Origin of the sequence: Sellimonas catena, from assembly GCF_027924685.1 — a bacterium.
Lineage (GTDB): Bacteria > Bacillota > Clostridia > Lachnospirales > Lachnospiraceae > Sellimonas > Sellimonas catena.
Genome location: NZ_BSBO01000010.1, coordinates 39703 through 61830, shown reverse-complemented (window position 1 = coordinate 61830; position 22128 = coordinate 39703). Strand labels below are relative to the sequence as shown.

Below are 22128 nucleotides of genomic sequence, written 5' to 3'. Positions count from 1 at the left end.
TATAGTCTTTATCATGTGAAACAGCAAAAAGAAAGCCGATACCGGGAAACATATGTCCCAATACCGACTCTCTCCATATAGCATTATTCGTGCATCAAAAATTAGTTGTTGATCAGTTTGTCGTCTTCAGCCCAGCTGTAGAGTTTTCTTAATTCTGCTCCAACTACTTCTGACTCATGCTGAGCGCCTTTTGCTCTCATAGCGTGGAAGTGCGGTGCACCGATCTTGTTTTCTAACAGCCAGTCTTTTGCGAATGTTCCGTCCTGGATGTCTGAGAGGATCTTCTTCATTGCTTTCTTTGTATCTTCTGTGATGATCTTTGGTCCTGTGATGTAATCACCGTATTCTGCTGTATTGGAGATAGAGTATCTCATTCCTGCGAAACCGCTCTGATAGATCAGGTCAACGATCAGTTTCATCTCATGGATACATTCAAAGTATGCATTTTCTGCCGGATATCCTGCTTCAACAAGAGTTTCAAATCCAGCCTGCATCAGTGCAGATACACCGCCGCAGAGAACTGCCTGCTCACCGAAAAGGTCTGTCTCTGTCTCAATCTGGAATGTACTTGTCAGAAGACCTGCTCTTGCACATCCGATTGCTGCACCATAGGCAAGTGCCAGATCCAGTGCTCTTCCGGATGCATCCTGCTCTACACATACGAGAGCCGGAACGCCCTGTCCGTCTACATATGTACTTCTTACTGTATGTCCAGGCGCTTTCGGAGCAATCATAGTTACGTCCACGCCTGCCGGTGGTTTGATCTGTCCAAAGTGGATTGCGAATCCATGAGCGAACATCAGCATCTTACCTTCTGTCAGATTTGGCTCGATGTCTTTTTTGTACATGTCGGCCTGTAACTCGTCGTTGATCAGGATCATGATAATATCAGCCCATTTTGCAGCCTCCTGGTTTGTCATGACTTTGAGTCCCTGTGCCTCTGCTTTTGCTTTGGACCTGCTTCCTTCGTAAAGTCCGACTACAACATCACATCCGGATTCTTTTAAGTTCAGGGCATGTGCATGTCCCTGGCTTCCATATCCGATGATGGCAATCTTTTTTCCCTCCAGCAATGCTAAATTACAGTCTTCCTGATAATAGATTTTTGGTTTGTTCATTGTTACTCTACCTCCTGATTTTCTGATATAATCGTCAAAGGGATCATCCCTTCAGCTGCTGATTAGTCCAGACCGTTTTCCTCGGCCCGTTTTCTCAGAATCTCCTCTGCATCCGCAATATCTTTATTTCCTCTGGAAAGTCCGGTGATTCCGGTCCGCGCAAGTTCTAGAATCTCGTAGCCGTCAAGCAGATTCAAAAACGCGTCCAGTTTAGACTGTGCTCCGGTAAGCTCTATAATCAGAGATTCTTTCTCCACATCGATGATCTTCGCACGGAACACATCCGCGATCGCGATAATACCCGGCCGAAGCGTCGCATCTGCCTTGATCTTTACAAGAATAAGCTCTCTGTAAACCGCTTCCTCATCATTGAGAAGCTTAATCTCCAGTACATCTTCCAGCTTCCGAACTTGCTTTTCGATCTGAGAGAGAATCCTCTCATCCCCGCTTGCCACAACCGTGATCCTTGTAAAACGCGGATCCGCTGTCACACCTGCCGTAATGCTGTCAATACTGAACCCTCTTCTGCTGAAAAGTCCTGCAATACGGCTCAGCACTCCCGGTGTATTATCCACCAATAAAGAATAAACCTGCTTTCTCATACAACCTACCTCTACTTTCTTTTCTAAAAACAGAGTGCGTTCTGTTTTTTTATTGTAACAATGAATCATCCTTTTGTCAAGTAAAGCATTAAATCTTTTTTCTTTTCTGTTTCTTACTGTGCGTTCTGTTCTGCAATCCGCTCGGCCAGATCGTTGAGATAGACCCACCGTTCCATTTTTTCTTCCAGTTCTTTTTCTGTTTTATCTTTTTCCCGGGTCAATTCTGTCAGTTTCATAGAATTGGTGGCATTCGCCATCATATCCTGATCCAGTTTTTCAAGCTTTGCTTCCAGAGATGATATTTCATCATCAATCCCCTCATACTCTTTCTGCTCTTTGTAAGTAAATTTCAGTTTTGCCTGACGGGGCTTCTTCCAGTCTCCCGCTTCGTTTTTCCTTGATTTCTCCGCCTCTTCCGTCTCTTTTCTCTGTTCACCTCTGGCATTCAGATAATCGGTGTATCCTCCTTCGTACTGTGTTACACCCCCGTTTCCGTCCAGTTCGAAAATCCGGTCCACAACATTATCGAGGAAATAGCGGTCATGGGATACGGCCACGACAATCCCCTCAAAAGAATTCAGATAATCTTCCAGAATGGTCACCGTTGCAATATCCAGATCATTGGACGGTTCATCAAGCAGAAGGACATTCGCTCCCTGCATCAGAACACTCAGAAGATAAAGGCGGCGTTTTTCTCCTCCGGACAGTTTTTCCACCGGCGTGTACTGCATCTCCGGCGTGAAAAGGAATCGCTCCAGCATTGCCGATGCGCTGATCTTTCCTTCTTCCGTCTGGACATATTCTCCGAAGTCCTTGATATAATCGATCACCCGGACACTGTTATCCATATCCGGCACTTCCTGAGCGAAATAACCGATCCGGATCGTCTCCCCGATTTCAATCTCTCCCTCATCCGGAGCAATCTGCCCCGCCATCATTTTCAGCAGTGTGGACTTTCCGCAGCCGTTCGGTCCGATAATGCCAAGCCTCTGGTCTCTCAGAACAATATAGTCCAACCCCCGGATCAGGTTCCTCTCCCCATATCCTTTTGAAATATGGTGAAGTTCGATGGTTTTCTTTCCCATCCTGGTACTGATCTTTGCAACATCCACACTCTTTTCCGCCTCCGGCACTTTTCCGTTTTTCAGTGCCTCCAGCCGTTCCAGTCTCGCTCTCTGCTTTGTACTTCTTGCACGGCATCCCCGCTTTGCCCATTCCAGCTCCATACGGAGCACACTTTTACGCTTTCTCTCAGATGCAAGTTCCATCTCTTCTCTTTGGGCTTTCAGTTCCAGAAATCCGGAATAACCGGCCTCATATCCATAGATTTTTCCATTATCCACTTCCAGAATCCGGTTCGTCACACGGTCCAGAAAATAACGGTCATGGGTTACCATCAGTACAACACCCCGGTAATTTCTCAGGTAGTCTTCCAGCCAGATAATCATTCCCTCATCCAGATGGTTGGTCGGCTCGTCCAGAAGCAGAATATCCACATCTTCGGCCAGCACTTTCGCCAGCGCCACCTTTCGCCTCTGTCCGCCGGAAAGGTCTGCCATCTTTGCCGTATAGTCCAGAATTCCAAGCTTCGTCAGATTGCTCTGCACCTTCCAGTCCGTATCCGGATTTCCGTCCAGTGCATATCCGGCAATATCCGAATCCGCGCAAAACACCGGATTCTGCAGAAGATAGGCAGCCTTTTTCCCATTCTGCCGGATAATCTGTCCTTCATCCGGCTCCTCCTCTCCGGCAATCATCTTCAGAAGGGTGGATTTTCCGGTACCGTTAATTCCGACAATCCCTATTTTGTCTCCTTCCTGTACCCCAAAAGAGGCATCTTCAAAAAGAAACTTATCGCCAAATCGTTTTGTAATGTGTTCTATATTTATGATATTCATCTCTTTGCTGCTCCTGTCTTCTTCGATTTCATTCTTTCTGTATCCGATCATACTACCAGATATGATAAGGGATTTTTCCATTTGCGTCAATGCACGGAAAAAGACTGCTGTTGAAATCGCACAGCAGTCTTTATTCTTTAATAGCCAAGTTTGGGAAGAATATTTTTCGGTTCATCATAAATCAGCAGATCTGCTTTTTCATCCATCAGCGTCTCTTCATTGTGAATCAAAACGATCTTGCTTCCCTCAAAGCATTTAATATAGTTATGGAATACTTCCGAACTAAGCGACGTGCCCAGCAGAAGCAGTACATCACTCTTTTCAATCTCTTCCAGTGTTCTGGAAAGCTTTTCGCTGTCAAGCATCTCTCCAAAAAACGACACATCCGGACGGATCACGCCTCCGCACACTTCACAGTACGGAACTTTCTTTGCCTGTCTGATATAATCAACAGAATATGTTTTTCCGCATCTCTGGCAATGATTGTGATAAATACTTCCATGAAGATTGATCACGTTTTTACATCCGCTCCGTTCACTTAACTCATAGATATTGCTTGAAATAATACATTTCAGCTTTCCTGCCCGCTCCATTGCCGCAAGAGCATAGGTAGATGCCGACGGCTCCAGATCTGCAAGAATCTCGTGTTTATAAAAATCGTAAAACATTTCTGTCCGTGTATTAAAAAAGGCGTCCGTGTAAAGGTATTCCGGAGATCGTCCGTACCTTTCCTCAATCCGGTAAGCACGTTCCTGCTCCTTGAGCGGATAAATTCCGCACTCTTCCATCATCCCGGAACCGCATAATGCGACAATATACTGTCCTCTGTCGATAATCTCCCTCAATGTGTCCAGCTTGTTTAACTCCTGCATGGCAATCCTCTCCTTTTGGACTCTGCCCTTTTTCAAGGGCCGAAACCCTTTTTATTTATTATACTATGCAGGTTTTCCGTGTACAAGGGACATCTTTTGTGTTGTGTTATATTTTTTATTTATCCCAGATCCGGTGTATCCATGAGACAGATTGTCTCAACCGCTTTTCCGTCCGTCTCAAACAGAATAATTTCATTGGTTCCTTCTCTCAACAGCGGTCCCGGAATATAAAGACGTCTCTGCGGGCCGGCCTCCCAGAATCTTCCGATGTTTTTACCATTTACAAACACGCATCCTTTTCCGAATCCGGTCACGTCAAGGAACGTATCTCCCGTCTCCCTGGCATCAAATGTAAATTTGTAGAATGCAGGCATCCCTTCTTCATAATCTCTTGCGAAATCCACCTTTGAGATGTCCTCAAGCGGAAGCGGATACATATCCCATCCCATATGGAACGTTCCATTGACCAGAACCCCATGGGTAATTCCTTTTTTCTGTAATTCAATTTCCGGTCCGTAATTGACTCTTCCCATATTTTCCATCAGAATATCAAGATTTCCCTGCTCATTTTCCAGTTCAAATCCAGTCGTTCTGTCCATCTCATAATCATTACGGATATCTACCTGTTTTCCATCCGCAAAGAGAATTGCACGGTCTGCTCCGCCACGGATTTCGCAGGAACGAATCTCTTTTCCTCTGGTAATTGTACTTCTGTAGAGAACATAGCCATAATTTTGTCCAAGTTCCTCCATGGACAACGGCATGGCCTCTCTGACCGGGGTGCTTAATGTATCCAACGTATCAAAAAGTCCTGCTTTTTCCTGTACCTGCAATGTTCCATATGATTTTCTTGTAATTGGAGTTGTAAACTCCACTTCCGGAATCTCACGGAATTTGGAAATCACTTTCTGGAATTCCAGATACTTCTCTGTAATCTGGCCATCCTCGCTTAATGGAGCATCGTAATCGTAGGATGTCACATCCGGAAGAAGCTTTCCATCATAATTAGAACCATTCATAAACCCAAAGTTTGTTCCACCATGGAACATGTAGAAGTTCACATGTCCCCGATTCAGCATATCTTCCAGGGATTTTCTATGGTCCTCAAGACCTACAACTTTATGTTCTCCCTGTCCCCAGTGATCGAACCAGCCATCCCAGAATTCCATACACATCAGCGGTTGATTTCCAATGACACTTTCCAACTCGTCAAATCTCTCCGAACCTTTGGAACCGAAATTTGCAGTCTGCCAGACATCTTCAACGCCTCCGTCAGCCAGCATATGATCATCTGTGCCATCCGAAGTCACAAATGGTATTTCAATGCCTCGTTCTACCATCATTGTTTTCAATGCGTTCAGATATTCTTTATCATTTCCATAAGAACCATATTCGTTCTCGATCTGAAGCATCAGTACCGGACCGCCCTTTGTGAACTGATACGGCACAATCATCGGAATCAGTTTGTCATAATAACGCTCTACGCAGTCCAGATATACTTTGTTATTGCAGCGAAGCCGGATTCCCGGTTTCGTTAAAAGCCATGCCGGGAATCCGCCGAACTCCCACTCTGCGCAGATATACGGAGACGGTCTTAAAATCACATATAACCCCAGCTCCTGTGCCAGTTCCATGAATCTGCAAAGATCATATTCTCCTTCAAAGTGAAACTCCCCTTCGTACGGCTCGTGGACATTCCACGCCACATAGGTTTCCACCGTATTACAGCCCATGGCCTTTAATTTTTCCAAACGGTCTCTCCAGTATTCCGGAACTACCCGGAAATAATGGATACTTCCTGAAATGATCTGCAGTTTTTCTCCGTTTACATAAATCTCATCTTTTATTTCTATTCTGTTCTCCATTTTTAATCTCCTGCTTAAATTTGTTTCCGGGTTTCTCTTTATGAAAAGAAAGAAGCATCCCCGTTTGATGCTTCTTTCTTTTTCCCTTTTATCCTCTCTGTCACTATGCCATATATTCTTCCAGAAGTGTCATGTCGACCGAATCACTGTCATGAATGATCAGCTTGACAGATTTGGATAAATCCATACTAAGGATCCCCAAAAAGGATTTCGCATCAATCGTGGCTCTCCCCTGAACCAGATCGAAATCCCCCTCCAGTTTTCTCAGAACTCCATTCAGTCCTTTTGCTTTCTCCACTGAACCAATATTCACATATACCTCTCTCATTGTTTTTCTCCTGCCTTATGTGCATATTTTTCTTATCAGACAGCTCCTTATTATACTCGTTTTTCCTCGATTTTGAAAGCCTTTTTTTGAAAAATTCACATTTGATTTTTCTCAGGAAAGCCAGGCTTTTTTCAGGATTTCCACTGCTTCTTTAATCTGGTCTTCTTCCATATTGGCATAACCGAGAAGCACAGAAGCCTGGTTTTTTCTGGTCCCCTGTGTATCGTAGGAGGAAAGACCGTAGACCGCCACTTTTTCCTCCCTTGCAAGCCGGATCAGTTCCTCTTCCGACCGTCCGTTCTCAAATGTCAAAAGCAGGTGGACACCGGCATGTTCTCCGGAAATCCTGCATTTTCCTGCAAATGGTTTCAGACAGTTCAGAAAGGTATCGTGCCTTCCTTTATAAAGTGCCCGCATCCGGTTGAGGTGACGCTCGTAATGACCGTCTTCGATAAACTTCTGCAGAATCATCTGATCCACTCTGGATACGGTCGGATTGATAAACCGGCAGGCCGCCTGATAAACTTTCATCAGGCTTTCCGGAAGTACCATGTAACTCATACGGATAGCCGGAGCGATGGATTTGGAAAAAGTGCCGAGATAGATCACCTTCTCCGACGCATCGTAACCTTTCAGCGCCGGGATCGGTTTTCCTTTATAACGGAATTCACTGTCGTAATCATCCTCGATCAGATAACGCCCTTCTTTTTCATCTGCCCATGCCAGGAGCTCCATTCTCCGCCTGATCGGCATAACAATTCCAAGGGGATACTGGTGGGACGGCATGACATAGGCAATATCCGCATCCGTCTCCCGAAGGATACTGGCTTCCATTCCGTATTTGTCCATATCCACGGTACATACCGGATATCCGAGCCGCTCAAACATCCGGTATGCCTGTCGGTAAGTCGGATTTTCGAACGCCACTTTATGATTATGTCCAAGAATCGTATGGAGCAGAAGAAGCATATAGTCGTTCCCTGCCCCGATGATGATCTGTTCCGGCGTACAGTTGACCCCCCGCGCCTGGTAAAGATAGGAGGCGACGACTCTTCTCAGTCCATATTCCCCCTGCGGATCTCCCATCCGGAACAGCTCGGACTTGTCCTCCCCCAGCACATCTTTCGAGAGCTTTCTCCACACCTGATACGGGAAACGCTTCAGATCTACCCCGTGCGGAGAAAAGTCATACAGGATATCTTTTTTCTTCTCCTGCTGTCCTCCTGCAACTGTCTTTTTCGGTTTTAGCCGGTACAGTTCCTTAACATCCAGCACAAATGTCCCTTTGTACGGTACCGATTCGATATAACCTTCCGATACAAGCTGTTCATAGGCAAGTTCCACCGTACTTCTGCTGACTTCCAGATAGCCGGCCAGAGAACGGGTAGAAGGGAGTTTTTCCCCTGCGGAAATCCTCCCTTTCTGTATGTCATTTTTGATATACTGATAAATCTGTTCATAAAGAGGAACCGCACTGTGCGGTTCCAGATTCATTGTCAATTCATTCATTTTTATTTTTTCGGAAGTTTAAAGGAGCTCTTGAGTGATACGATTCTGTTAAATACCAGTGCATCCGGTCTGGAATCTTTGGAATCCACACAGAAGTATCCCTGGCGTACGAACTGGAAGCTGTCGTATGCCTTTGCATCCTGGAAATTCGGCTCTACATAGCACTCTCTTACTTCCAGAGAATTCGGATTCAGGTTCAAAGACCCGTCCTCCTTATTGTATACGCCTTTCTCCTCATCAATCAGGTTTTCATAAAGACGTACGGTTGCTTTCACTGCTGTCGGCGCTGCCACCCAGTGAATCGTTCCTTTGACTTTCCGGCCGGTAAATCCGGTGCCGCATTTTGTCTCCGGATCATAGGTGCAGTGTACGACTGTCACATTACCGTTTTCATCCTTTTCGCATCCGGTACATTTTACAAAATACGCATTCATCAGGCGCACTTCGTTGCCCGGGAACAGACGGAAGTATTTCTTCGGAGGCTCTTCCATGAAATCTTCTCTCTCGATATAAAGCTCTCTGCCAAACGGTACCATACGTTTTCCAAGTGCTTCATTTTCCAGATTGTTATCTGCCTCGAGATATTCCACTTCTCCTTCCGGATAGTTGTCAATCACAAGTTTGATCGGATCCAGTACTGCCATCATTCTTGGGCGTTTCAGCTTCAGATCCTCACGGATGCAGTACTCAAGCATCGCGTAGTCTACAGAACTCTGTGCTTTGGAAACCCCGCACAGCTCTACAAACATCCGGATGGATTCCGGCGTAAATCCTCTTCTTCTGAGGGCAGCGATTGACACCAGTCTCGGGTCATCCCAGCCATCGACGATCTTTTCTTCTACCAGCTTTTTAATGTAACGCTTTCCGGTCACGACATTGGTCAGATAAAGCTTTGCAAACTCAATCTGTCTCGGGCCGTGGTCAAACTCGCACTCTCTGACTACCCAGTCATAAAGCGGGCGGTGATCCTCAAACTCCAGTGTACAGATGGAATGTGTGATCTTCTCAACCGCATCTTCAATCGGGTGCGCGAAATCGTACATCGGATAGATGCACCATTTGTCTCCTGTATTGTGGTGAGTCATATGTGCCACGCGGTACAGGATCGGATCTCTCATATTGATATTCGGGGATGCCATGTCTATCCTGGCACGGAGTACCTTTTCTCCATCTTTGTAAACGCCATTCTTCATATTTTCAAATAATTCCAGGTTCTCTTCCACGGAACGGTTCCGGTACGGACTCTCCTTGCCAGGCTCTGTCAAAGTTCCTCTGTATTCTCTGATCTCATCCGGAGTCAGATCACAGACATATGCTTTTCCCTTTTTAATCAGCTTTACCGCGCACTCATACATCACATCAAAATAATCGGATGCAAAGTACAGATGATCGCCCCAGTCCGCGCCGAGCCACTGGATATCTTCCTTAATAGAATCTACGAACTCCATACGCTCTTTTGTCGGGTTCGTATCATCAAAACGCATGTGGAATTCCCCATTGTATTTCTGTGCGAGACCATAATTCAGAAGGATTGACTTTGCATGTCCGATATGCAGATATCCATTCGGCTCCGGTGGAAACCGTGTGCAGACATGATCATACACTCCTTCCCTCAAATCTTTTTCTATTTCCTGCTCAATAAAATTCCTGGATTCAGTTGCTGTTGTCTCCATAAAGCCCTCCTCATAGGTTTGGTTTTATTCATAACTTTTATGTTACCATAAAACACCTGCAACCACAAGCCAAAACCGCAAACGAGCGGCATCAAACTATTCCGGATAGACTGCGTATTTCATCACACCGTCTTCATGGTTTTCGAAGATCCGGTATGCCTTTTCGATCTCGGAAAGTGTGCATGTGTGGGTAATCAAAGGTCTGGCATCCAGTCTGCCCTCCCGGATCAGTTCCAGAATCTCTTTGCATTTGCATGCGTCTACCCCTCCGGATTTCCAGATCAGATTTTTCCCGTACATATCCGGGAGCGGAAGTGTCTGTGGTTCTTCGTACATGGCTTCCAGCCCGATCACTGCATTGGGACGTGCCAGTCTCCATGCCATCTCAAAGGTGTTGGTGCCTCCTGCCGCCTCTACGACAGCATCAGCCCCGCGTCCGCCTGTCAGTGCCCGGATCTCCCGTTCCAGAAGATCCATATCGTCCGGTGTAAATGTCAGATCCGCCATCTTGTATTTTTCCGCGAAGGCAAGGCGTTCTTTCATACAGTCAATGGCAATAATCCGTTTTGGCTCATACAGTCTTGCGCAGAGCATCGTGCAAAGTCCCGCAGGTCCTGCCCCGATAACCACGACCGTATCTTCTTTCCGGATCTCCACCATCTGTGCCGCCCAGTATCCGGTGGAAAGAAGATCCCCGGTGAACAGCGCCTCCTCGTCAGACACTTCATCCGGTATCCTGATAAGTCCCTGATCTGCAAAAGGAATCCTTGCGTACTCCGCCTGTCCTCCGTCTATCCGGCATCCAAGCGACCATCCACCCTCCGGATCAGTACAGTTATTCACATATCCTCTTTTGCAGAAAAAGCATTCTCCGCAGAATGTCTCTACATTGACCGCCACCCGGTCTCCAACGGAAACGCTTCTGACTGCAGGTCCGGTCTCCTCCACAATGCCGACAAATTCATGTCCCAGAGTCACACCCGGCACCGCTTTTGGAACCGCACCATGCAGGATGTGAATATCACTGGAACAGATCGTCGAAAGGGTCACCCGGATGATAGCATCCGTCGGCTTCTGGATGACCGGGCGCGGCTTCTGAAGAAGCGCGGCTCTTCCCTCTCCCTGATAAACCATTGCTTTCAACGTAAACGCCTCCTTTTCCCTGATACTATATTATTCACTGATTCTAATTATATCATTTCTCCGGAAGAGTCTCAAATCTCCTCTTGCTTTTTTTCGGTTCCTTCTTTATACTGAGAATATCTATTCAGGACTTCTTTTTTCTGTTGTCCTACCGGGAAACTATAATTTCCCGCAGAAAATCCCGGCCCTTCGGCCAAATTTATCACGTTTCACATAACCAACAGGAATATTAGGGAAAACGAAGAGAATCGCTTGATTTTCATTGTATTTTTTTGCATTCATTGATAAAATCAGTTTAAGAAGCAGTCTGTCCGTTTTTTCTGTATTCCACTCAAGAAAGGAGACATTTATGACAGAAATTACGCAAAAGAACAATGGCAGTTCGACAGACATGCAAAAAGAGCAAAACATCAATTTCTCAGATGCACAAATTACCAATAAAAAGGTGAAAGATAGTGGTGCAAAACTGATTTTCGGCAATCCCATTTTATGTGCACAATTTTTGCGGGGATATACGAATATTGAACTTCTAAAAGACGTTCAGCCGGAAGATATTACAGATATTTCCGAGCGTTTTATTTCTATGTGGCATGAAGAGCGAGATTCTGATTCAATTAAAGAAATCCATTTGAAAGATTGTCCTGAATCCGAGTCTATTTTTTTAATTACACTGATTGAGCATCAGTCCAAAGTAGATCACGAGATGAACTGTCCTTGGTAATGCTGATTGATAAATTAAGAAGTGCAGCTGATTTCCGGCAATTACAGGAAGTGCCAGATGGTTATTTGGAAGAGATTAGCCGTAATTCTCCTGACTCGCTTTTACAGTTGATTGCTAAAATTATCTCTGTCCTTCTACACCGTCTTAATGTTCCGAAAGAAGAAATTGTTGCTTTTGCAGATCAGATCGAACGGAGGGATTTTGCAATGCTGTTTGAAAATTTTGAAGCTTATGACGTTCAGGAAACACGGCGTATCAGCAAAAATGAGGGAATATGTTTAGGAAAAGCTCAAATTGTTCTTTCATTTCTGGCAGATCTTGGGGATGTCACTGAGCCTCTGAAAGAGCGGATTCTTTCTGAAAAAGACCCTGAGCTTTTAACCGTCTGGAGCAAAGTTGCTGCCAAAGCGGCTTCTATCGATGAGTTTATTTCTCAATGTATTCCAAATATAAATGAATAGTTTACGTGTGCGGACATGAAAATGAAAAAACTCCTGATTTCTCAGGAGTTTTTTAAGCTGCCTAGCGGACTTGAACCGCCGACCTCCGCCTTACCAAGGCGACGCTCTACCGACTGAGCCAAGGCAGCATATTTAACACGCTCATTTACTATATCGTAAATTATCAGAAATGTCAAGAGAAAATTTTAAACCTTCCGGTACAGCTTCTTTTCGTGCTGTACCGGAAGGTTTTCTGTTTATGACAATTCCAGTTTTCCTGTATAAAGCTGGTAGTATGTCCCTTTCTGTTTGATCAGATCTTCGTGATTGCCCCGTTCGATAATGCGTCCGTGTTCCAGAACCATGATAGCATCGCTGTTCCGGATCGTGGAAAGCCGATGGGCAATGACAAATACCGTACGTCCTTTCATCAGGTTATCCATACCTTTCTGTACGATGCTTTCCGTACGGGTATCAATGCTGGATGTTGCTTCGTCCAGAATCAGTACCGGCGGATTGGATACAGCTGCCCTCGCGATGGCAAGAAGCTGTCTCTGCCCCTGGGAAAGTTCTTCTCCGTCACCGCTTAACATGGTCTGATAACCATTCGGAAGCATATTGATAAACTGATCCGCGTGGGCAAGTTTTGCTGCCTCGTATACATCCTCGTCCGTTGCATCCAGTCTTCCGTACCGGATATTTTCCATGATTGTTCCGGTAAACAGATGGGTATCCTGCAATACAATTCCAAGAGAACGTCTCAGATCGTACTTTTTGATCTTGTTGATATTGATGCCATCGTAACGGATCTTACCATCCTGCACATCGTAGAACCGGTTGATCAGGTTTGTGATGGTCGTCTTTCCGGCTCCGGTGGAACCTACAAACGCAATCTTCTGTCCCGGTTTTGCGTAGAGTGTCAGATCGTGGAGCACCATCTTTTCATCCGTATACCCGAATGTCATATCGTAGAACCGTACATCCCCTTTCAGTTCCGTGTAGGTCACGGTACCATCCGCCTGATGCGGATGCTTCCATGCCCACATACCGGTTCTTTCTTTGCACTCGATCATATTTCCTTCTGCATCCTTGCGGACATTGACCAGTGTCACATATCCTTCGTCCACTTCCGGCTCTTCATCCATCATTGCAAAGATCCGCTCTGCGCCGGCAAGCGCCATGACGATAGAGTTAAACTGCTGTGCCACCTGCATGAACGGCTGGGTAAAACTCTTTGTAAACTGAAGGTAGGAAGCCATGACACCAAGGGTGATGCCGCCCACTCCCATGACGGACAGAAATCCGCCAAGCACCGCCGTCAGTACAAACTGCAGGTTTCCAATGTTTCCGATAATCGGTCCCATCATGTTCGCGAAAGTATTGGCGTTTGCCGCACTGTCGTAAAGCTTCTCGTTCAGTTCGTCGAACTCTTCTTCGGATACACGCTCATGATTGAAAATCTTGATGACACGCTGTCCGTTCATCCTCTCTTCCACAAACCCGGTAATATTTGCGATGGCAATCTGCTGTTTCAGGAAATATTTTCCACTGTTTCCTCCGATCGTCTTTGCGACAAAGATGAGCAGGAAGATCATAATAACAGCCAGAACCGTCAGAATCGGGCTCAGCGCCACCATGGAAATAAACGTAACCACGATGGTAATGGAAGACATCAGCACCTGCGGGATGGACTGGTTAATCATCTGACGCAGGGTATCCGTATCATTGGTGTAAAGACTCATGATGGAGCCGTTGGTATTCTGGTCAAAATAGCGGATCGGAAGTTTCTGCATATGTTCAAACATATCATCTCTGACCTGTTTTAACACACCCTGCCCGATCGTTACCATCAGTCTTGTGTAAACAAATGTAGAAATCACTCCGGCCAGGAAGATGGTTCCAAGTACTCCAAGCGCCATGTAAAGCTCTGAGAAATCCGGCGACTCCTGCCCGATCAGCGGGATAATAAAGTCATCCAGCAGAAATTTCAGTGACAGAGATACCGAAATAGACGCAATGGAACTGATAATGATACAGATAAATACTGCAAAAAACTGTACTTTAAAGCGGCTGGTCACATAGCCGAGCAGTCGTTTTGCCGTCTTTAAGGTCCCTTTGGAAACACGTACCTTTTCGTCATTCTTATTCATCTTCCTCACCTCCCTTTACCTGCGATTCGTAAACTTCCCGATAAATCGCATTTGTCTTTAAAAGCTCTTCAGATGTGCCGATTCCGTTGATCTTACCATCATCCATGACGATAATCAGGTCTGCATCCTCAACAGAAGAGACTCTCTGCGCGATAATGATCTTTGTTGTGTCCGGAATTTCTTCCCGGAATGCCTTTCGAATCATGGCATCCGTCTTCGTATCCACCGCACTTGTGGAATCGTCCAGGATCAGAATCTTTGGTTTTTTCAGAAGGGCTCTCGCGATACAAAGTCTCTGCTTCTGTCCGCCGGAAACATTGTTTCCTCCCTGAACAATCATTGTATTGTAGCCAGCCGGGAATTCCTGCACAAAGGTGTCTGCCTGAGCAAGCTTACATACTCTCTGCACTTCTTCATCAGATGCGTTTTCATCACCCCAGCGGATATTGTCGTAAATTGTTCCGGTAAAAAGCACATTTTTCTGAAGCACCATGGATACCTGGTCACGCAGTGCTTCCAGGTTGTATTCTCTGACATCAATACCTCCGACTTTAACACATCCCTTTGTCACATCGTAAAGTCTTGGTATCAGCTGCACAAACGTAGATTTGGAACTTCCGGTACCGCCGATAATTCCAATTGTCTGTCCGGATTTGATGTGAATATCGACATCTTTCAGGGAAAGATTTCCACCTTCCCCGGCATAGCTGAAATCCACATGTTCAAAATCGATGGATCCATCCGGAACGACCTTGACAGCATCCTCTTTATCCTGCATCTCCGGCACTTCATCCAGTACCTCCGCAATACGGTCACTGGAAGCCTCCGCAATCATAATCATAACGAAAACAAAAGATACCATCATCAGGGAAGAAAGAATCTGAAGTGCATAGACAATAACGCTTGTCAGCTCTCCTGTTTCCATCGTTTCAAATACAATATCCTTTCCTCCAATCAGCACCATGCAAAGTACAACCGCATATACAAAAAACTGCATGGTCGGAGAGTTCCAGGCCACGATTTTTTCTGCTTTCGTAAAGAGATCGTAGACAGTCCGGGAGACTTTATGAAACTTCCTGATTTCATAATCTTCTCTTACGTATGCCTTTACCACTCTGGCCGCATTGACATTTTCCTGTACCTCGTTGTTCAGAACATCGTATTCATCAAATACTTTGATAAAATGAGGATGGGCCTTCTTGGCAATGAAAATCAATGTCCCTCCCAGCAGCGGGATTACAATAAGGAACAGGAGCGCGATTTTTACATTGATCGTCAGTGTCATGATCCATGACAGAACGATCATAATCGGTGCTCTTGCAAGCAGACGGATGCTCATCATATACGCCATCTGCACATTGGTAACATCTGTCGTCATACGTGTTACAAGGCTGGATGTGGAAAAGTGGTCAATGTTTTTAAAGGAAAACTCCTGAACCTTGTAAAAAATATCATGCCGCAGGTTTTTCGCATATCCCGCTCCGGCTCTTGCCGCATAGGTACCGGCCTTTACTCCGAACCAGAGAGCAAGCATGGCCATAACGACCAGAAGGATGCCCATCTTAATAATGTAGGGAAGATTGCCGTCCTGAATTCCGATATCGATAATGTTTGCCATCAGAAGCGGGATCAATACTTCCATCAGCACTTCCAGAATGACAAAAAACGGTGCGAGAACGGATTCTTTTTTATATTCCCTGATTGATTTAAAAAGCTTTCTGTTCATCTCTACCTCCTGAAGTTATTCATTTGATCTGTTCTTCTTCCGAAAGATTGCAGATCATTTTCCGCAGAACACGAAGACACACTTCCAGGTCCTCTTTCGGAATCCCTCCGGTCAGCTTCTTTTCCATCTCCTGAATATTTACCAGAATATCCATCCTGAGTTTCTCTGCCTTTTCCGTAGGGATAATCTGTTTGAGCCTTGCATCCCTCGCAACACTTTTGCGGTAAATAAATCCGTTTTTTTCCATCAGCTGCAAAATTCCGCTTGCGGTAGATCTTCTGATGCGGAACTCCTCTTCGATATCCCGCTGGTACAGATCCCGCTCCATCGTCTCAAACAGAATAAAGGTCAGGACATGCTTCTGCATCGGCGTCAGCCCCATCTCCACTTCCGGCATCGTTCCCCGCCTTTTCAGCTGATGGGACAGCATATGGATGATTCTCCCAACGTGATGCTCCCGTGCCTTACGTAACTCTTGGTCCATCGTTTCCACTCCTATGATTTGTTCGTTTCCTAACAGTAGGATTATAAGGTTTTTTCCTTGACCTGTCAACATTTTTCCAATTGTTATTTATATAACAGAAAAACCGCCAAAACACTCGCATTTTTCAATGAATATTTTGGCGGTTTTTACTGTTTTACAATATAATCAGAGCAGGTCCTCTGCTTTTGTTTTAATTCTCTGCAGGGCATTGTCCACCGTCTTCGGCTTCTTTCCCAGAAGCCCTGCAATCGTTTTATAATCGGTTCCAAGCAGATGCAGGTACAACACCCTCTTTTCCAGATCACTCAGACGTCCCTCCAGATCTTTCATGAAAGAATCCTCGGATTCCTTGTGAATCACCAGATCCTCCGGATTATTGTTGGATGAAGTATTCTGGAGACCGATCAGCTCGGATTCCTTTTCCTCGGAAATCTCCTGTTTATCATAGAGAGAAACATAGGAATTCAGCGGCAGATGTTTCTTCCTCCTCGATGCCCGGATCGCTGAATACAGCTGTCTTGTCACACAGATCGTCGCAAAGGTTTCAAAGGAAGCCTCCTGCTCCGGATCGTAATCCTGCACCGCTTTAAACAAACCGATCATTCCCTCCTGAATCAGGTCATCACTGTCCCCGCCCAAAAGGAACATCGCCCGCGCTTTTTTCTTAACCACGGGCTTATACTTTTCCAGAAGGAAATCCATAATCTCGGCTTCTCCGCTTCGAAGGCTCTGGATCAGCTCTTCATCTGTTCTGGTTTCATAATCAGCCATCTTTCTGCCGCTCCTTTACCTTGTCCTCTGGCGAACAATCTCGTAAGCCAGTACGCCGGCCGCCACAGATGCGTTGAGAGAATCAATCTCTCCTTTCATAGGAATTGACGCAGTGAAATCACATGCTTCCTTTACGAGTCTGGAAACTCCCTCTCCTTCGTTCCCGATCACAAGCCCGATCGGCCCTTTGAGATCGACATCGTACATCACATCGCCTCCCATGTCGGCACAGACAAACCAGAGTCCCCGTTCCTTTAATTCTTCCATTGTTTTCACCAGATTGGTCACCTTTGCAACCGGAGTATAGTTTAACGCCCCTGCCGATGTTTTTGCGACTGTCGCGGTCAATCCTGCCGCCCGGCGTTTCGGAATAATCACCCCGTGGGCGCCCGCCAGATTGGCCGTCCGGATAATGGCTCCCAGATTGTGCGGATCCTCGATATTATCCAGAAGGATCAGGAACGGATCCTCCCCCTTCTTCTTCGCAAGGTTGAACATATCCTCAATATCCGAGTATTCATACGCGGCTGTTACTGCAATAACGCCCTGATGCTTTTTTGTTTCCGAGAGCTGGTCAAGCCGCTCTTTTGTAACAAAGTTTAAAATCGTATCGTGCTTTTTTGCTTCCCGTACGATGGTCCGCACCGGTCCGTCCTGACATCCGTCCAGAACGTACAGCTTATCCACCGGTTTCCCGGAGCGGAATGCTTCCAGCACCGCATTTCTTCCTTCAATCATCGATTCATTTCTATTCTTCTGGTCTTTCATCCTTCTCCTCTGCTTCCTCCAGCCCGACAAGGCCGGTTTTGATCAGATCAACGATCCGTCTGTAGTTTTTTTTCAGATAAAGATATCCGATCAGCGCTTCAAATCCTGTTGCCCGTCTATAGTCCGTGATGGACTGATTCTTCGCCGGGGAAACGGATTTTGCGTTTCTCCCTCTCCGGTAAACCGCATGTTCCTCTTCCGTCAGATGTTCCTGCATCACCCTCATCATGGCAGACTGTGCAGATGCCTGCACAAGCCTGCTCGTCTCTTTCTGCATAACATTCACCGGGCGGTTTCCCTTTCTGATAATCAGCGATTTGATCACCAGGTCATAGACACAGTCCCCGATAAAGGCAAGGGACAAAGGGGAATAACTTCTGATATCATGTTCCTCTGTCTGAAAGACTTCACACAGATACGAATCCAGTTCCATCGTTATACTCTCTTCCATTGTACTCCTTCTCTTGTGTCCTTTAAGACAATTCCTTTTTCCAGAAGCTCATCCCTGATCTCATCAGCACGTTTGAAATTCTTTTCCTTCCTTGCCTTTGTTCTCTCCTCGATCAGAGCCTCGATGTCCGCATCCAGCATTTCCTCTTCTTTGTCCACAATCAGTCCGAGGATATCGCAAAGACGCACAATCAGATCAAAAAGTGCCTTTGCGTACTCTTTGGAGCTTTCTCCGTCTGCTGTTGTGTTGGCAAATTTTACAAGTTCAAAGATAGCAGTGATGGCATCGGCTGTATTGAAGTCATCTTCCATAGCGTCTTCAAATTCTTTGATGAACTCTGCAGTCTTTGCCGCGTTTTCTTTCTCTACATCTGTCATCTGCTCTGTCTGTGCTGTTTCCATCAGGTGTTTCAGATGGTCTGCAGCATTGGTAATACGCTCCAGACTGTTCTTTGCTGCTTCCATCAGCTCCGCGCTGAAATTCAGCGGGCTTCTGTAATGCGCGCTCAGCATAAAGAACCGGAATACCTGCAGGTCATATTTCTCCCCGATCTCCCGTACAGTGCGGAAGTTTCCGAGAGATTTTGACATCTTCTTATTATCAATATTTAAAAATCCATTGTGCATCCAGTAACGCGCAAATTCCTTGCCGTTGCATGCCTCGGACTGTGCTATTTCATTTTCATGATGCGGGAAAATAAGATCTTCGCCGCCGGCATGAATGTCAATCTGCTCGCCCAGATATTTTCTGGACATTTCCGAGCATTCGATGTGCCATCCCGGACGTCCTTTACTCCACGGTGCATCCCAGAACGGCTCGCCGTCTTTTTTCGGCTTCCAGAGTACGAAATCCAGAGGATCTTCCTTTTCGTCCTGGCCGGATACGAGAAGCTCTCTTCCGCCGGACTGCAGGTCATCCAGATTTTTATGGGACAGCTTTCCATAGTCTTTGAAACTTCTTGTGCGGAAGTAAACGGTTCCGTTCTTCTCATAGGCATGCCCCTTTTCAATCAGTTCCCGGATCATCTCGATCATTCCGCCGATCTCCTGGGTCGCCAGCGGATTTGCGGTAGCCGGCTTGATGTTGAGGTCTTCCATATCCTTTTTGCACTCTGCGATATAGCGTGCCGCGATCTCATCTGCCGTCACGCCCTCTTCCAGTGCTTTTTTAATGATCTTATCATCTACGTCTGTAAAGTTGGAAACAAAATTCACTTCATATCCTTTGTATTCAAAATAGCGGCGTACCGTATCAAAGACAATCATCGGTCTTGCATTTCCAATATGAATAAAATTATAAACGGTCGGGCCGCATACATACATCTTTACCTTTCCCTCTTCCAGAGGCACGAATTCTTCCTTTTTTCGTGTCATCGTATTGTACAGTTTCATCTGTCATTCTCCTCCTTTTCTTTTTTTGCAGAGTCTTACGGAGCATTTCTATCGCACCGGAAAATTTTTCCGGCACATAAAAAGAAAAACTTCGTCCCTGATAACATCCAAGAGACGAAGTTGATCCGCGGTTCCACTCTATTAAAAAGGGCAGATGCCCTTTCCACTCATCTGTGCAGGTAACGACTGCCTACGTGATCTGCTACTTTTCCTTCGCAGACCCGGCTCCCGGACGCACTTCACATATCCGTTCTTTCGGAGGGCTCTCAGCCGGCGGCCTTCCTTCTCTGTAAAGTATGCATATGCTACTCTTTCCGTTCTCTGCCTTTTTCTATCCTTCTGTTGTTATAGTGTATGGGATAACTCTCATTTTGTCAACTCCCATTTCTATACAATCTCATTCAAAAATACCGGTGGTGCGGGTTGGGTGCCCTTCAGAAGCACGCGCATCTGCGGGCCCATGTTTTCATAGACTTCCCGCTCCTCTTTGCGCTCTGACCAGTAGCCAAACAATACCGTCACAAGTTCCCCCGGAGAAACCGTTTCCGCCTCTTTGGAGGCTTTGGTTTTCCGGACAGATAAAGTCTGTCCCTCCTGTCCCCGGATCTCCCAGTAGCCGGTATTTTCCGGAATCAGTCCATCTTCTATATGAAGCCGGATCTCAAAATTGCTCCGGGCAAGGAACCGTTCCAGAAAGTGCTGAAGATGGACGATCCGGACCATGATCACCGGAACTTCCTTTTCTTCGGCTCCTTCCAGTTCTTCTTTAAGCCATGCCGCATCCTCCGGGCGGGCCCCTGAAATCTGGACGGTTTTTACCGGTTCCTCATTCAGAAACGCGAGGATCTGCTCCCAGTCTTCTTTTTTCTCGAACAGCGGCTCCCGAAGCTCTGCCTTTCCTTCATAACATCCATAAACGACAAATCCGGTCGGTTTTCCGTCCTTTTCCGTAAGCAGGATTCCTCCGCCTTCGCTTTGCTGTTCTTTTAAGATCGTCCTATAGTAACGTTCTGTCCGGACAGCGCGGATGAAAGGCATCTGTCCCAGCAGCTCTTCTGCAAGGCAGGCAAGTGCCTGACAGTCCGATTCCCCGGCGTACCGCACCTGGCATCCTGCCAAAGTCCCATCTTGTCCTTTTTCTCCGGATGGTTTTCCCTCTATCCGGCACTGGCGGTAGACAAACCGGAATCCATGCGGATAATAAATTCCCTCCGCAGCCGGCATCAAATAAGTGAACGGCTCTCCTGCCTGATACATGTCTTTGGCAGACATTTGCAAAAGCCGCGTCATATAGCCCCGGCTCCGGTATTCCTTCTTTGTTGCCACCGCTATAATATAGTGAAGCAGGCATGTTTCCCCCAAAAACTGCACCGGATATGGATTAAGCTGCAGCATGGAGACCGGCCCGTCCTCTTCTTCTATGATATAGATGGAATTCTCCGCCGTTTTCACCTGATAATAATAATCAAGAAACGCCTCGTCGTCCTCCGTAAAAATCTCTTCCCAGAGCGATCGGGTCATTCTGTGCTCCTCTTGTTTCAGCTTTCTTATTTTCATTCCATCACCCGGTCATCCGACACACCGTGACATCCAGGGCATCCCCGGCATCCGCCTTCCTGCCACGTCACGTCATAGCTGAAATTCGTTGCCTTTTCAATGCAGCAGACTGCCTGGGCGGAAATTCCCTCTCCGCTTCCGGTAAATCCAAGACCTTCTTCCGTGGTTGCCTTGATGTTGACCTGATCCACATCAATGGCAAGCGTCCTTGCAATATTTTCCCGCATGGCATCAATATGCGGACGCATCTTTGGCCGCTGCGCAATGATTGTCGCATCGATATTTTCAATCACATATAAGTGTTCATCAAGAAGCTCTCCAACCTGTTCCAGAAGTTTCAGGCTGGATGCTCCTTTGTATGTTTCGTCTGTATCCGGAAAGTGAAGACCGATATCTCCAAGGGCCGCGGCGCCGAGAAGCGCATCCATGACCGCATGCAAAAGCACGTCCGCGTCCGAATGACCCAAAAGCCCCTTTTCATATGGAATCTTCACCCCTCCGATAATCAAGTCTCTTCCTTCTGTCAATTTATGGGCATCATATCCCATTCCTACTCTCAATAAGACTCCTCCTTTCCTTTTCGCGTTCATCTGTCATGTATTGTACTCTTTTCCATCTTATTTTAACATATTCTTCCCAAAAACTACTGATTTTTCGGGAA

At 46.2% G+C, this 22128-nt stretch carries 20 protein-coding genes, 1 tRNA gene and 1 other annotated feature; of the genes, 2 read left to right on the top strand and 19 right to left on the bottom strand.

Going from position 1 to position 22128, the window contains the following annotated elements; translation table 11 throughout:
- Positions 1–101 precede the first annotated feature (101 nt).
- From ilvC to Selli1_RS06255, 9 genes are all read right to left on the bottom strand, one after another.
- Complete coding sequence (gene ilvC, locus Selli1_RS06295) at positions 102–1118, bottom strand: ketol-acid reductoisomerase (RefSeq protein ID WP_087252935.1); 1017 nt, start codon at positions 1116–1118, stop codon at positions 102–104.
- A 62-nt stretch (positions 1119–1180) separates the two neighbouring features.
- Complete coding sequence (gene ilvN, locus Selli1_RS06290; protein WP_087167346.1) at positions 1181–1720, bottom strand: acetolactate synthase small subunit; 540 nt, start codon at positions 1718–1720, stop codon at positions 1181–1183.
- Positions 1721–1833: 113 nt separating this feature from the next.
- Positions 1834–3618, bottom strand: a complete 1785-nt coding sequence (locus Selli1_RS06285) for an ABC-F family ATP-binding cassette domain-containing protein (RefSeq protein ID WP_281872522.1) — start codon at positions 3616–3618, stop codon at positions 1834–1836.
- A 137-nt stretch (positions 3619–3755) separates the two neighbouring features.
- A complete protein-coding gene (locus tag Selli1_RS06280) occupies positions 3756–4490 on the bottom strand; it encodes an SIR2 family NAD-dependent protein deacylase (RefSeq protein WP_087252937.1) in 735 nt (244 codons plus the stop codon).
- 119 nt (positions 4491–4609) lie between these two features.
- Positions 4610–6355 (bottom strand): glycoside hydrolase family 35 protein, encoded by a 1746-nt coding sequence (locus tag Selli1_RS06275; protein WP_281844566.1) that lies wholly within the window; start codon positions 6353–6355, stop codon positions 4610–4612.
- Between the two features lie 103 nt (positions 6356–6458).
- The gene (locus Selli1_RS06270) at positions 6459–6683 is read right to left on the bottom strand and encodes a hypothetical protein (RefSeq protein WP_087167349.1); all 225 of its coding nucleotides are present in this window, start codon (positions 6681–6683) and stop codon (positions 6459–6461) included.
- Positions 6684–6794: 111 nt separating this feature from the next.
- Positions 6795–8192 carry a MocR-like pyridoxine biosynthesis transcription factor PdxR gene (pdxR, locus tag Selli1_RS06265; protein WP_087167350.1) on the bottom strand — a complete coding sequence of 466 codons (1398 nt, stop codon included), beginning with the start codon at positions 8190–8192 and terminating at the stop codon, positions 6795–6797.
- Positions 8193–8194: 2 nt separating this feature from the next.
- Entirely contained in the window at positions 8195–9865 is a 1671-nt protein-coding gene (locus Selli1_RS06260) for a glutamine--tRNA ligase/YqeY domain fusion protein (protein WP_087252944.1), read from the bottom strand.
- A 96-nt stretch (positions 9866–9961) separates the two neighbouring features.
- Positions 9962–11008, bottom strand: a complete 1047-nt coding sequence (locus Selli1_RS06255) for an alcohol dehydrogenase (protein ID WP_334304923.1) — start codon at positions 11006–11008, stop codon at positions 9962–9964.
- A 349-nt stretch (positions 11009–11357) separates the two neighbouring features.
- Between Selli1_RS06255 and Selli1_RS06250 the strand changes: the two genes are divergently transcribed.
- Positions 11358–11729, top strand: coding sequence for a hypothetical protein (locus Selli1_RS06250; protein ID WP_281872520.1), 372 nt, complete (start codon positions 11358–11360; stop codon positions 11727–11729).
- Positions 11723–12190, top strand: coding sequence for a hypothetical protein (locus Selli1_RS06245; protein ID WP_330677518.1), 468 nt, complete (start codon positions 11723–11725; stop codon positions 12188–12190). The genes Selli1_RS06250 and Selli1_RS06245 overlap by 7 nt, the downstream gene beginning before the upstream one ends.
- Positions 12191–12245: 55 nt before the next feature.
- Here the strand turns inward: Selli1_RS06245 and Selli1_RS06240 are convergent.
- The 10 genes from Selli1_RS06240 to ispF all read right to left on the bottom strand — a co-directional run bounded on the left by Selli1_RS06240 (position 12246) and on the right by ispF (position 22027).
- A tRNA-Thr gene (locus Selli1_RS06240) sits at positions 12246–12318 on the bottom strand.
- A gap of 108 nt (positions 12319–12426) precedes the next feature.
- Positions 12427–14319 (bottom strand): ABC transporter ATP-binding protein, encoded by a 1893-nt coding sequence (locus Selli1_RS06235; RefSeq protein WP_118635722.1) that lies wholly within the window; start codon positions 14317–14319, stop codon positions 12427–12429.
- The gene (locus Selli1_RS06230) at positions 14312–16045 is read right to left on the bottom strand and encodes an ABC transporter ATP-binding protein (RefSeq protein ID WP_118635723.1); all 1734 of its coding nucleotides are present in this window, start codon (positions 16043–16045) and stop codon (positions 14312–14314) included. The genes Selli1_RS06235 and Selli1_RS06230 overlap by 8 nt, the downstream gene beginning before the upstream one ends.
- Positions 16046–16064: 19 nt before the next feature.
- Positions 16065–16529 carry a MarR family winged helix-turn-helix transcriptional regulator gene (locus tag Selli1_RS06225; RefSeq protein ID WP_118635724.1) on the bottom strand — a complete coding sequence of 155 codons (465 nt, stop codon included), beginning with the start codon at positions 16527–16529 and terminating at the stop codon, positions 16065–16067.
- 165 nt (positions 16530–16694) lie between these two features.
- Positions 16695–17300, bottom strand: coding sequence for a sigma-70 family RNA polymerase sigma factor (locus tag Selli1_RS06220; protein ID WP_087167355.1), 606 nt, complete (start codon positions 17298–17300; stop codon positions 16695–16697).
- Between the two features lie 15 nt (positions 17301–17315).
- The gene (rlmB, locus tag Selli1_RS06215) at positions 17316–18068 is read right to left on the bottom strand and encodes a 23S rRNA (guanosine(2251)-2'-O)-methyltransferase RlmB (RefSeq protein ID WP_087167356.1); all 753 of its coding nucleotides are present in this window, start codon (positions 18066–18068) and stop codon (positions 17316–17318) included.
- The gene (locus Selli1_RS06210; protein WP_087167357.1) at positions 18049–18519 is read right to left on the bottom strand and encodes a Mini-ribonuclease 3; all 471 of its coding nucleotides are present in this window, start codon (positions 18517–18519) and stop codon (positions 18049–18051) included. The genes rlmB and Selli1_RS06210 overlap by 20 nt, the downstream gene beginning before the upstream one ends.
- Positions 18504–19910 (bottom strand): cysteine--tRNA ligase, encoded by a 1407-nt coding sequence (cysS, locus tag Selli1_RS06205; protein WP_087167358.1) that lies wholly within the window; start codon positions 19908–19910, stop codon positions 18504–18506. Before cysS ends, Selli1_RS06210 begins: the two co-directional genes overlap by 16 nt.
- 107 nt (positions 19911–20017) lie before the next feature.
- Positions 20018–20241 (bottom strand) — a binding site (T-box leader).
- A 56-nt stretch (positions 20242–20297) separates the two neighbouring features.
- A complete protein-coding gene (locus Selli1_RS06200) occupies positions 20298–21467 on the bottom strand; it encodes a GNAT family N-acetyltransferase (RefSeq protein WP_281872518.1) in 1170 nt (389 codons plus the stop codon).
- On the bottom strand, positions 21464–22027 hold the full coding sequence (gene ispF, locus Selli1_RS06195) for a 2-C-methyl-D-erythritol 2,4-cyclodiphosphate synthase (RefSeq protein WP_281872516.1): 564 nt from the start codon (positions 22025–22027) through the stop codon (positions 21464–21466). The genes Selli1_RS06200 and ispF overlap by 4 nt, the downstream gene beginning before the upstream one ends.
- Positions 22028–22128: the final 101 nt, after the last annotated feature.